This is a genomic window from Pseudorhodobacter aquimaris (assembly GCF_001202025.1).
GTDB lineage: Bacteria > Pseudomonadota > Alphaproteobacteria > Rhodobacterales > Rhodobacteraceae > Pseudorhodobacter > Pseudorhodobacter aquimaris.
Genome location: NZ_LGHS01000064.1, coordinates 25961 through 38546, shown reverse-complemented (window position 1 = coordinate 38546; position 12586 = coordinate 25961). Strand labels below are relative to the sequence as shown.

The 12586-nt window shown below is 56.7% G+C and carries 11 protein-coding genes and 3 pseudogenes; all 14 read right to left on the bottom strand.

The annotated features are described in order from the left end of the window. Positions 1–248: 248 nt before the first annotated feature. Entirely contained in the window at positions 249–1058 is an 810-nt protein-coding gene (gene cysE, locus AKU94_RS11490) for a serine O-acetyltransferase (protein WP_050527407.1), read from the bottom strand. A gap of 186 nt (positions 1059–1244) precedes the next feature. Further along, a pseudogene (locus tag AKU94_RS19260) lies at positions 1245–2177 on the bottom strand (IS5 family transposase). Positions 2178–2385: 208 nt separating this feature from the next. After that, positions 2386–6281, bottom strand: a pseudogene (locus AKU94_RS11475) (baseplate multidomain protein megatron). Positions 6282–6294: 13 nt separating this feature from the next. After that, complete coding sequence (locus AKU94_RS11470) at positions 6295–6729, bottom strand: NlpC/P60 family protein (protein ID WP_050527404.1); 435 nt, start codon at positions 6727–6729, stop codon at positions 6295–6297. After that, a pseudogene (locus AKU94_RS11465) lies at positions 6726–7615 on the bottom strand (DUF2163 domain-containing protein). The gene AKU94_RS11470 and the pseudogene AKU94_RS11465 overlap by 4 nt, the downstream one beginning before the upstream one ends. Further along, the gene (locus tag AKU94_RS11460) at positions 7612–8244 is read right to left on the bottom strand and encodes a DUF2460 domain-containing protein (protein ID WP_050527403.1); all 633 of its coding nucleotides are present in this window, start codon (positions 8242–8244) and stop codon (positions 7612–7614) included. Before AKU94_RS11460 ends, AKU94_RS11465 begins: the two are co-directional and overlap by 4 nt. A gap of 9 nt (positions 8245–8253) precedes the next feature. Next, entirely contained in the window at positions 8254–8907 is a 654-nt protein-coding gene (locus AKU94_RS11455) for a phage tail tape measure protein (protein ID WP_050527402.1), read from the bottom strand. Next, entirely contained in the window at positions 8900–9103 is a 204-nt protein-coding gene (locus tag AKU94_RS11450) for a rcc01693 family protein (RefSeq protein ID WP_050527401.1), read from the bottom strand. Before AKU94_RS11450 ends, AKU94_RS11455 begins: the two co-directional genes overlap by 8 nt. Continuing rightward, the gene (locus AKU94_RS11445) at positions 9100–9420 is read right to left on the bottom strand and encodes a gene transfer agent family protein (protein WP_050527400.1); all 321 of its coding nucleotides are present in this window, start codon (positions 9418–9420) and stop codon (positions 9100–9102) included. The genes AKU94_RS11450 and AKU94_RS11445 overlap by 4 nt, the downstream gene beginning before the upstream one ends. Further along, the gene (locus tag AKU94_RS11440) at positions 9420–9833 is read right to left on the bottom strand and encodes a phage major tail protein, TP901-1 family (RefSeq protein ID WP_050527399.1); all 414 of its coding nucleotides are present in this window, start codon (positions 9831–9833) and stop codon (positions 9420–9422) included. Before AKU94_RS11440 ends, AKU94_RS11445 begins: the two co-directional genes overlap by 1 nt. A gap of 45 nt (positions 9834–9878) precedes the next feature. Further along, a complete protein-coding gene (locus AKU94_RS11435; RefSeq protein WP_050527398.1) occupies positions 9879–10277 on the bottom strand; it encodes a DUF3168 domain-containing protein in 399 nt (132 codons plus the stop codon). Next, positions 10274–10612, bottom strand: a complete 339-nt coding sequence (locus AKU94_RS11430) for a head-tail adaptor protein (RefSeq protein ID WP_050527397.1) — start codon at positions 10610–10612, stop codon at positions 10274–10276. The genes AKU94_RS11435 and AKU94_RS11430 overlap by 4 nt, the downstream gene beginning before the upstream one ends. After that, positions 10609–11211: a head-tail connector protein gene (locus tag AKU94_RS11425; protein ID WP_050527396.1), complete on the bottom strand. Its 603-nt coding sequence runs from the start codon at positions 11209–11211 to the stop codon at positions 10609–10611. The genes AKU94_RS11430 and AKU94_RS11425 overlap by 4 nt, the downstream gene beginning before the upstream one ends. 155 nt (positions 11212–11366) lie before the next feature. Further along, positions 11367–12563 carry a phage major capsid protein gene (locus AKU94_RS11420; RefSeq protein WP_050527432.1) on the bottom strand — a complete coding sequence of 399 codons (1197 nt, stop codon included), beginning with the start codon at positions 12561–12563 and terminating at the stop codon, positions 11367–11369. Positions 12564–12586: the final 23 nt, after the last annotated feature.

The window sequence follows — 12586 nt, the reverse complement described above, 5'->3', positions numbered from 1 at the left end:
CAGCATGTTACTACTATGCTGCTCTCATTTTGCGTCACTCGCGCCAACCGCAAGAGCAAATATGAAGCTACGAGTAAATCAAAGATCCCTTGCCCGCCTGATGCGCGATGAAAGGCATACAATTGCCGTCACATAAGGGCAAGAGTCTGCATTTCGCCAGTCCGCGCCCAAGCCAAGATCCAAATCACAACTTACGTACTCGAACAACGAGACAGGCCGCGTAGGAATTCAGCGTCCGGATACTTGGGTCAATCGCCGCTATCAAACACTTGGTTCATCATGATAGAGGGCTGATCGCATCCAGCTTCCCCCACCACTTGCGCAGGGACGCCTGCTACTGTCATGCAAGGGGGGATGTCTTTTAGGACAACCGAACCAGCGGCAATCCGCGAACAGTGTCCAATCTTGATATTCCCCAAGACCTTAGCTCCTGCCCCGATCAGCACGCCATCTCCGATCTTAGGATGGCGATCACCATCCACTTTCCCGGTCCCGCCCAAGGTAACCGAGTGCAGCATGGAGACATTATCGCCGATCACTGCAGTTTCACCGATAACGATGGAATGAGCATGATCGATCATGATCCCACAGCCAAGCTTAGCATTGGGGTGGATATCGACACCGAACACCTCAGACACGCGCATTTGAACAAATAACGCCAAATCATGCCGCCCCTGACCCCATAGCCAATGGCCGATACGATAAGCTTGCACCGCCTGAAACCCCTTGAGGAACAAAAGCGGCTGCAACAAACGGTTACATGCAGGATCACGCTCATACACTGCTGCGATATCAGCCCGCGCAATCTGGCCCAGTGTCGGATCCGCGGTGAAGGCTGCATCTGCAATTTCGCGCAATATCTGCTCGCTCATCTCTCCCGATGCCAATTTCAGGGCAAAGCGAAACGCCAATGCACGCTCTAACGAAGCATGATGCAACACGCTGGAGTGGATCAACCCGCCCATGAGCGGCTCGGTCGCAACAGCCTGTAGAGCCTCGTCACAAATGCGCTGCCACACGGGGTCAAGCGTTGTGATCTCTTGTTTTTGCTCGTGCATGACTGCCTCTTAGTTGTTCACTGGCCCTGACTATAGGGCGTATTCGGACCTGTGGTCCATCACTGGAGACATCACTTAAACATGATTCAACAAAGTTTCCAGTCAGTCAGCCGCCCTTTTACACCAGTGCGGAACTCTGTTGCACAATTCAGTTGCTTGACGGGATCCCCCTATCCCCAAGCGGGTTTAAGCCACGGCTTTCGCAACAGGGACACCAAGCGCAGTGTAGCCATTCAGGACCGCGATGCGCACCTGAGCTTCAGCACCCTGACTGTCAAAGTCCCGCGCCATCAGCCGCTGACCCAGAAGTTTCAAGCAGTGCGTTTTGATTTCGACGCTGCTCCGGCGGTGGTAACCGCTCCAGTTTCGCTAGGGTGCCCGGCCCAGATATTTCGATGCGCGGAGCGTGTCGTTCCTGGCAATGGCGCCAGCGCTACTTGACTTCCATGGCTGGGCATTTCTACGCGGCATGATAACCGTAGCCGCTTCACGATCGGCGATTGCATTATGGTATCTTCGCGTGTCAGATGATCCATCAGCAGTTGCGCTACCAATCTCCTGATCTTGGGGGATTTGATTGAGCAGTTCAGGCAGCATTGGCGCATCTCCTGTGTTGCTATCGGTGATCTCGACGGCTCTGATTTCCAATATCTTTTCGTCGATACCGTTGTTGATCTTGCGCCAAACGCGCCGTTTTGGTACCAGCGTGCTTGCGCGCGTTCCTCTCGCCTTCACCCTCGACCTTGATGCCGGTGCTGTCGATCAGGAAATGCAAAGGGCCGGTCAAACTGCGATATGGGATGTTGACTGCAAGCGTCCTCAGGCGGCAGGACAAAGTGCTGAAATCAGGCACCGCCCAGCCCAATCCCGTCAGTTGCAGCAGGCTTTCGGCAAAGCCCGTCGTCTGACGAAGCGCCATCCCGAACAGCATTTTCATGGTCAGACAGGTCTGAATCGCGGCGTCGCTGAATATCTGCGATTTGCCCCTCTTGCCGGAAGGCTTAGCATCCCAGCTCATCTCGGGATCGAACCAGATTGTAAGGCACCCGCGGTGCTTCAGCGCCTCATTATATTCAGCCTAGTTCGTCCTCTTGTAGGGGGTGATGTCGGTTTGCTCATGCCGCCAGCTACCACACTGAATTTGTGCAACAGAACCCCTGTACGGCCTAGGGTGCGCAGCATTGCCTGATCAATATTTGCAAGTCGAATGCCGTCTCAACCATAAAAATCCCGACACCCATAGAGGGCGACCAAAGCCGCCCTCTATGTTCATGCCCCCTAAGTTCATGACAGTGCGGGTTCTTGCACCACAAAAAGTCCGGCGCTGTCACGCCGACAGGGCTAGCGTTGCAAATGGACCGGGCCCGAACCGGTCCGATATTTGCGCCACCATCAACGTTCCGCCAGGTGCGGCGTCAGCCTCAAATTGCGCAAGGGAGTAAGTCCAGCTTGGCTGTATAACCACCTGCTCGCGAACAATAATACCACCAACCATAACGCGGATTAGGTATTGTTCCTGGGTTTCTCCTAATGGAACCTCAAAGGATTCCCAGCTATCGCCATCAATCCGGGTTCGCCGCACCCAAGTGATTTCACGGTCCCCCCCTGGCAACAGCTTTGCGCGCAAATGAACGGGTGAATATGGTCTCAACCCGACACCAGTGAATGCTTCGATGCGGTGAATAACATTCGGATCGTCGACCCCACGCGCCAGCGTCCCGATACGGTAATGCCGCGCCAAGCCCCGCTCGGACGGTAAAAGGTCAAGCTGCGTCAAAGCGTCATCAAGCAGGATGACCATACTTCCTACCGGCCAGACCCCGGGCATTATGCCATCAGTGCCAAGCTGCCCTCGCAGGCGCTGACTTATCTCATATATCCCAGGCTCGATCAGTGCGACGTCCTGGAACTGAATGTTTCCCAGTTGCCCGGACTTCCATCGCCGATCGCAAGGGCATTTCTTCCAGACAAAACTGCAAGACTGTCGGCTGAAGATAGCGCACCATTGCTCAGTTTAATGCGCAAGGGCGCACCACAGTCCCATAATCCCGAAGGGGCGGCGGCCAGCTCTGTTTGCGTAACGCCTAGGACTGCGGGCTGCGAAATAATCTGGTTAAGCCCATATCCCGCATCGGATGCCGCGCTCCATACCGCCACGGATTGCGGCCAAGGACGGGCTGCTACCGCGATATGGGGCGCGTATGGCACTTCTTCTCCTGTCATCAATGGCAGATCGAGAAATACAGGATAGACAGGGGTTGGCGGCACAAATGTATTGACCTGACGACGATCCTCAAATGTGTTTGAGGGCGTATAAACTGAGCGCTCTATACGAATTGCTTCAACCAAAGCAAATTCCGATAGGTCGACCCTGTCAATTCGATATGCTTGGCCATCGAGGTCGACAATATCACCAGCTCCCAGTTTGGCCAAAGAGCGCGGCAGCGCAAACCGCGCCGTGTCGCGTGCCACCCGCGCTTCTGAAAGCCAACGTTCGGCGATGCTTCGTCCCTCATTATCCGTTAACGCAAGGGACAATTCACTTTGCGATACGCCAAAGCTCTCTTCATCGGGAAAGATGGCCTCTACCTGGCGGTTCCCGAAATCAGCTTCCGCCTCAATGAAATTCAGCCGCACGCGCCCCGCGGTTTCTGCATCAGGGGTGCGCAGGGTTTCAATGATCCCGTCAAGCGAAGAGGTTTCAACCAGCTGTTCTGGATCAACAGAAACTGCAGGTTTGTTGCCCCGCATCTGAAATAACAGCACGCCGTCGCGCTCAATGGCTTCAAAGCCATACGCCAACATCAAAGGTTGCAAAGCGGCCCGGGCTGAGCCAACCCCATCGGGCGTATAGCCGCGCACAACGCCGAATAATTCCGAAACATCAAAATCATATATGCCAGAGCGTTCACATATTTCCGCCACAACGATGTCCAACGGCAGATTGGCGCTCCGTCCTGTCAGCCAATGACCACGCCCGTAGTTTTCACCATCTGACCAAAGCCCCCCATTATTTGGAAACTGCGGAAACGGCCGTGCATCCCATGCCCAGGCATGGGCGCGCGACATATCCACCATCGGCTCCTCATAGATGGCAGATATCGGATTGCTTGCCGGATCTGCCCACTCCAGCGCCATTGCCCGAAGATATTGCATCTGGATCGTATCGTCTCGCCGCCCGTTAGAATATTTGGGCAGGCTCGATTCCGATGATTTCGGGTCCAGAAACTTATTGGGCTGATTGGTTCCGTTGTCGATAGCCGCACACCCGTATTCGGTGAAACGGATCGGTTTTGATTGCGGAATCCATTCGGTAGAAACCAGTGAACGCTCGCCATCAATGCGATTATGATGTGGATTCAGCCACCAATTCTTGAGGTCTTTATACCGGTAGATCCAAGGTTCATCATAAGCCCCGTCCGTGATCGGCAAGCGCCGTTGCGCAAGCTCCCCCTCGATACTGTCATAATACCAATCATAACCCTCACCCCCCATCACATTGCTGCGCAAGTAATCCAGGTCATAGACCGCAGAGTATGCCGCGTCTGCCTGATCATCATCATCACGCCAATCCGATAGCGGCATGTAATTATCGATGCCGATGAAATCGATATTTTCATCTGCCCAGAGCGGGTCAAGATGAAAATACACATTCCCATCGGTCTGATAGCCAAAGTATTCCGACCAATCCGCCGCATAGGTAATCTTGGTGTCCGAACCCAATATGGCGCGCACATCTGCTGCCAATTGGCGCATGGCTTCGACAGCCGGAAAGCTATCCCCTTGCCCGCGAATTTGGGTCAATCCCCGCATTTCGGAGCCGATGCAAAAGGATTCAACCCCTCCCGCAGCCGCGCAAAGATGAGCGTAATGCAGGATAAACCGACGATAGTGCCACGCGCTCGGCCCACTATAGGATATGACATCACCATTGACCGTGAAATCGCTTGCCTGTGCCGCACCGAAAAAATCCGCGACTTCTGCTTCGGCTGCCAAAGTCCGATCTGGCCCCCCGCTGCGGCCCGGCGCCTTTGAAAGCGTAATGCGGCCGCGCCACGGCAGAACCGGTTGGGACATTGCATCAGAGTAAGGATCCGGCAGGGTATTTCCCGAGAGTTGATCCATCAGAACAAAAGGATAGAACATCACCTCCTGCCCGCCATCGCGCACAGCTTTAATCGCCTCGATGACAGATGCATCCGAAGGTGTGCCGCCATAGATGGAGCGGTCAGACTCTTTGACAATCTCTTGCGCCTGACTGCGTCCAATGCCACCAGCGCGCCACGCCATTTTTTCTGCGTCCTGCGTGTTCTGCTCTACCTTTGGCTGAATCAAGCACTCTCCACAGCGCAGATCCCCGCCAAACCACGATACAATCAAAGATACAGATCTGACATTTGGCAGTTCTCCCCGCATTTGCTGCAAGGAGGTCGCAAAATCCGCCTTACCGGAAGGCGAGTTCACATTGGCGCTACGGCTTAGGCCGGGGCCATCGTTGTAGTGCAGCGCAGTTGTAGCCAAAGCATATTCGCCCGTCCCGGGCATCATTGCCACGGCCTGAATTGCACGGGAAAGGTCAGTTGTCGTTTGCGCATATTGCCCTTGAGCCGGACGCACGACTTCAAAGGTGAACTGAGGCACACGGTTGCCAAAACGAGAAATATCAAGGTCTTCAACCACCACATAGGCAATCCCGCGATAGCCAGGTGCATTGCCCAAGCCCTCCACCGCCTCAATTTTCGGATCGGGCAACTGGTCCTCTGTCCCGCGATAAATACGCAGATTGAGACTGTCGGGGTCGATCTCTATCCCGTCAGCCCATATCCGGCCAACCGTAGAGATCTGGCCTTCGCAAAGGGCAACCGCAAAGCTGACAGTATAAGAATAACTGGTCACGGTTTGCTGCGGCGCACCCTTCCCGCCGCTACGATTGCTCGATGAGGTTTCTTGAAACTGCGTAGCCCAGATAACTTGCCCTGCGACGCGCATACGTCCGTAGACCTGCGGGACGGATGCACCTTCCGACGCTCCGGTCAAACGAAAGCGCTCGATCCGCCCTGTTTCCACAGCTTCTGAACCCGAGCCCATCAAACGCTGGTCAATCACCCGGCCCAAGGTTGCCCCAACCGCCCGGCCAATGACCGCACCAGACAGGCCCAAAACTGTGCCCCCAAAACCCGCCCCGGCGGCGGCCCCAACAGCTGACAGAAGAATCGTCGCCATTTACAGCACTCCTTTATGGAAATTCAAAACGCGCAGCGATGCGCCGGACCCACGGCTCTGACAGCGGGCTTTCGATAACGCCATGCCCCGTGTAGGCATGGATAAACTTCGTTTGAGGCGCCACAGCGCCGACAATGCCCAAGTGTTTGGCAACGCTTCCCTTTCGCATCCGAAACAGCAAAACATCACCCGGTGCAAGATCCCCCAAAGGCTTGCGCCGCAGCCAACGACAGGCCGCACGCATCAACACCTCTTCACGGCTCGGCTCGGACCAGTCCGGGGTATAGGCAGGCACCACCTCTGGCTCCGGCCCTTGCACCTCACGCCAGATCCCTCTCAACAGGCCGAGGCAATCAGTGCCTGCATCCTTACTACTGGCCTGATGAATATACGGCGTGCCAATCCAAGCCTGCGCTTCTGCGACAATACGCGATTGTAATGGAGTCATCGCACCAAACTCCCGCCGGTATTCGCTTGTGTCGAAACGGGATAGGAGGTCAGCCAATCCTCGCCGGGAATATCTGGGAACCCACGGAAATTCACAAAGTTGGCGAACTTCAATCGACAGGTTGCGCCGCGTTTGTCACAGCCCGCCTCAAGCCGGATCATATCTCCTTCAAGCAACGGCAGGGGTATCTGCTGCCATGTCTCGATCACCCGCTGACCATCTTCCAGACAATCATTCTTGATAATCGAGACCAATCCTTTTGCAGCACCCGACAAGACGGTCAGACGCCCTTTTTCAAACCAGCACTCGCTATGTTCTGACAAGCCAGAGAAGCGGAATATGCGGTTTTGCGTCACCCTCTCCAGCGGGATTTCTTCCGAGAACCCTGGCTGTGTCAGGTCAAAGCCGCATTTAACATCCCCCAAAACTGCAGAACAGCTACGCTGGAATGCGCGCCCCTGAGGCTGGTTAAGAGCTTCGGTCAAGCCACGCAACTCGGCATGAAACGCACCGCCGGCACGTGACAGCTCTCCGATTGTACCCCGAAAGGTCAGCGCACGGTGATCAGTATTTGCCCAATTCACCTGCCAGCCGGTCAAGGACGCACCGTCAAAACGACCGGCCAGAATATCCGATTCTGTTACCGCCAGATAGACAGGGCACCCGTTGCTTCGGTGTTGTCCACCGACAGGCCCGTGGTCTGTTGCAGCGCGAGCGCCGTCAGCCCGGAATTGGCCTTATAGACCTGCCCGCCAAAGACAATATCACAGTCATGATCCGTAAACCCGAACCACGTCCCGTCTTTGCGTTCGATCCCCCAGGCATGGCAAACCGTGGTCGTACCACTTTCGAGATGTGCTAAAAGCCCCTCTTTTCCCGTTGTCATACCCGAACCTCCACCACTGGAACGGATGGCATATCGCCCGCCCGAAAGGATGACACCGCGGTTTGAATTGCATCTGTGTCAAATCGTACCGGCACGTCAAACTCAAAGCCTGCTGTAATGCGAACCCCTTCATCCGGAGGCGTTGGGAAACTGATAATTCCCTTCGCAACATCAACAAAAAACTCGATCGTCTCGATCTTCGGGTCACCAGAAATCGCAAGCAAAACACTGCCCAACACCGGTTTAACGACAGGTCGGGCATAACTTTGCCCGCCCGAGACATATGTCTTTGTCAACTGAAAAACCCGCCGCGTGCCATCACCAATACCGATTGGTTGGTCCATCGCCGACGGCTCCTTGGAGGGCAGACAAGATTTGTAGTCAGACCAATCCTTCCATCGAAAACCATAAAGCCGACCCTGCCGAGCCTCGTAAAAGGAGATCAGTGACTCCACATCATCAAGACTGCGCAGGCTAACCCCCGCGTCATAGCGGCGGCGCGAATGAGCCCACAAACTGTTGCGTTCTTCAAAGCCGTTGGCCAGCGTAACAATCTCTGTGCGCCGCTCGGGCCCGCCGACAGAGCCAAAGCTCAGGTTTGCCGGAAACCGTATCTCATGAAAAGCCATGTTTTGCCCCTACCTGTTCCGTTGCCCGCGCGCCAATGCACGGCTGGCCTGCGCTGCGATCTGGCTTTGACTACGCTGGAAGCCGCTGACATCCGGGCTGGAAATATTCATCACCACCGTGATCGGCTGGGCGCTTCCTCCGGCCTGCACGCCCAAACGACCATCAGCCCCGCGCGCCAGCGGCATGATCGCCTCTGGCCCCGCCTCACCCATCAACCCCATGCCACCGCGCATCGGGAAATTGGTGGGTGACGACACAACACCGCCTTTGGCAAAAGGCATCACGCGGCCTTGGGTAAAGGCGCCACCGTCAGCAAAGGGCATGATCCCGCCCAAAGCCGAATTCAGCCCGTTCGCAACCAAGCCGCCCAAGGCGCTTTGCACCGGTTTCATCGCAACCGAATAGACCGTATCCATCATGGTTTCGGCCACGCCTTTCAGCGCATCCGACAGCTTCAAGCCGTCAAATACCACGCCATCAAACGCCCGCCGCAATTCGCCACCGATGCTGTTGGACAGGGTATTCACTTCCCGCCCCGTAAATACCAAGCTGTCGCGCATTCGCGACAATTCGCCGTCAAACGCCGAGACCATGCTACCGGTCCCGTCAAGCGTTAGCTCAAGTGCTGCGATCTGGTCTTCCAGGTCTTCGATATCAGCCATGTTCCGTTCCCTTTTTCACGTCAGGAAAGGCGCGCGCCAAGTCCTCCAGGCGCGCGCGGCTCAAGGGCGCGGTACTGGCCGCAGCCCCAAGCTTTATCCGCAACTCAACAGGGGTCAGCCGCCAAAAGTCCTGCGGCTGCATCCCCAAGCCGTGCAACCCCACTTGCATCAGCCCCGCCCAATCGATGCCTGTCATGCCTCGCCCGGCACCGAAAACGCCCGCGCCAATAGCGCCGCCGCCATCCGCGCCGCCTCTACCGGCCCGCCTCCGATTTCAACCGTACGCAGATCTGCCGCCGTTCCTTGCCAGCCGCCGCCACGCAGGCCCGCCACCAACAACGCCAGCACATCACGCGTTGAAAACCGCCCGGCTTCAAAGCGCTCGACCAATTCGATCAAGGACCCGGCTTCCAGAACCGCCTCCAGCTCGGCCAATGCACCCAGTGTTAGCTTGGCCACATGGCGTTTGCCATCCAGCAGCACCGCGACTTCTCCTGCCCATGGGTTCTCCATCAGAGTGCCGTGAAGGTTAGCGCGCCGGCGGAGGCCATCGTCATCTCATAGGTCGCCTCGCCATTATGGCTGCCCGAATATTCGATCGACGACAGTTGGAACGGTCCTTCAACCACACCAAAATCCGGTATAATTACTTGAAAACGTGGGATTTCGCCGTCGAAGAAGATCTGACGCGCGCGCTCATCTGTGCCCGCATCGCGAAACACGCCGGAGCCGGAAATCGAAGACGTCTTTACACCCGCACCGGCCAAAAGCTCACGCCATCCGCCCTGACTTTCCAGACTGGTCACATCAACCGTTTCGGCATTGAAGCTGATCCGGGTCGCCCGCAGGCCCGCGATTGTCTCGAAACTACCGTCCCCATCCATATCCAGCTTGATCAACAGATCCTTGCCACTTTGCACAGCCATTGCTTATCTCCATTTCAAAAAGTCGCGCCCCAATGGGGCCAAGATTCAATCCTCGACCCGCGCCCGAAAGCTCAGATCAATCCGCCGCGCGCCGCCCTCATCAAGACGTATCGCCTTGGCCCGCCGAAAGTGCATGCTCACCAATCGTCCACGTGTCAGCGTCAATGGCGCGTCCACCAAGGCGTCCGACACCGCAACGGCAACCGTTTTCGCCGCCGAGAACCCGGTATCGCTGCTGATCACGGCAACCGTCAGTCTGTGTTCGGCCCCTCCGCCAGTTTTATCGGATTGGTCATAGACGTCTTCCGGCCCGATCAGCACGAATGTACCCGCGCCGCCCCCCGAAGGCACCGCATCAACAATGGATACGCCTGCCAGGCGCGGGTCCGTGCTTAAACGGCCGTAAATCGCGGTCTGAAGTGCTGCCGCCGATCCATAGCTCATGCCAGTATCTCCTCTTCTACGAAACAGACGAGGTACTGTCCGCTGTCGTCGCGCTCGGTCACCGCGTGGATCCAGAAAACCCGCATATTGTCGCGAAACCTTTGGCCAACCGTTGGCCGCGATGGTGCCCCTTGCGGCGCCCCTCTTACGGTTATGCGGTAGGGAACCGTGGACAGGACCACTTCCTCACCCGCGGCATCGCGCCCCGTACCGGGCAGGACAGAGGCCCAAAGCGTGCCCAAGGGCTCCCATGTCAGGGTAAATCCACCCATCCCATCCGAGACCTCTACCGGGCCTTCCAGCACCAGAGAGCGGGTTAGATGAATTGCTGTCATGCCCCAGCCCCTCCCAATACGCGGACTGTGCGCCAACGCTCGATCAATGTGATTACGCCCAGCGGCAGCCCGCCTTCGGACCGCAAGCCGCCCTCATGGCGGCGCTCATAATATTCGGCCGCAAGCAACAACACCGCCTGCCCCAAATCAGCGGGAACATCGTTCCAGGCCGGGCCAAACCCAGCGACGAATTCGATTTCCACGCGGCCCGCGGTCGGGATGGATGGCAGCATGTACCCTCTTGCCCGCAGTTTTGGCCGGTGCATATCCTGCACCAAACGGTATTGCTCTGCAGGTACAACCTCGGCCAGCTCATCACGGTCCAACACCGCAACCTGGGTGATGTTGGATACCGGTGCCACCGGCAAAGCCTGCTCACCTCCCGCACGCCAGTCATCAAGGCTCCACTTATATTCACGAGAGATCAGTATCTTCCCGATCCGACCTTCAATCGCAGCCATAGCTGCCCGCAAATAGCTCTCAATCAAACCGTCCTGCATCCCGTCATCGGCAAACCCGGTGCCAAGCCGCAAATGGTGTTTCAACGCCGTCACCGGCAACGCCGCTGAGGGAACCGCTGTTTGCTCGATCAACATCATCTTGTTTCTCCGAAAATTTTGCCGCAAAAAAGTCTGGGTACGCACCCCGCATCGCTCGGGCGGAGGGAGCAGCTAGACAACCCGGGTCAGGGTCGAACCCCAAGCGCGTACCCAAGACCCAGCCCCGCAAGGGCTGGGCCATTCGCAGATACCGCTTAGGAGACTGCGAATTTCAGCAGCTTGATTGCTGCAAAGTCGGAAACATCACCGCCCACGCGCTTGGTCGCATAGAACAACACATGCGGTTTGGCGCTGAAGGGGTCCCGCATGACGCGCAGGTCAGGGCGTTCGGCGATGGTATAGCCGCTAGCAAAGTCACCAAAAGCGATGCCATAAGCATTGGCGGCGATGTCCGGCATGTCTTCGGCGATCAGCACCGGATAACCCATCAGGCGTGCAGGCTCACCCGCAGCCAGACCGTCAGACCAAAGGAAACGACCATCGGCATCCTTCATCTTGCGCACAGCACCGGCTGTCTTGGAGTTCATTACAAAGGTCGCATTGGCACGGTAAGTCGCATCAAGCGCATAGACCAGATCGACAATCGCATCCGCCGGGCTGGAACCGAAGAAATCACCTGCCTCACCGGTCGCGATGTAACCCAGATTGCCCCAAGTCCACGAACCATCCGCAACCTTAGCATGGTTCAAAAAGCCGCGCGGTTTGTCCACACCGTCGCCAGCAACAAAGGACGCCGCCTCGGCACGCATGAACTTATCTGCGATGCGCCCGGCAAGCCAACCTTCGACGTCAAAGGCGCTGTCGTCCAGCAAACGCTGGCTCGCCTTTGGCAATGCAGAAAGCTCATGCAGCGGGATCGAGATGCGTTCGATCGCGGGGGTGCCGGATTCGACCACCGGGCTGGTTTCTGTCGCCCAACCCGAGCCCACATCGGTATGGTCGATCAGCACGTCAAACGAGGTCGCCTCAACCTGCACCACATTGGCAACGGCGCGGATCGAAGACGTCGATTTCAGGCTGGAACGAATGGTCTCTGCGGTCTGTGGATCAACCAGAAAGCCGCCTTCAGCATTCACAGCCGTGTTCAGCGCTTTGCCTTCCAGAACAAGGCCACGCAGACCGTCATCATCGCCCGAACGCAAGTAGGCATCAAAAGCCTTCTTATGGGGCACATCGACCTCAGCTTGAGCTGAGAGGGCGGGACGTCCGTAGGTCATCGTTTTGCGATCAAGCATGGTCATACGCTCTTCCTGTTGTTGCAACGCTGTCTTCATCTCAGCCTGAAAGCCGCTGAATTCTTTTAAAAATCCGGTCATGGCGGATTTCACTTCCGCACCCGGATGCAGGGCCTCAGGGACAACTTCCCCGGCCCGAGCCTTTGTCTCGGTCATCATCGTTTCCTTCTTGGGTTTCA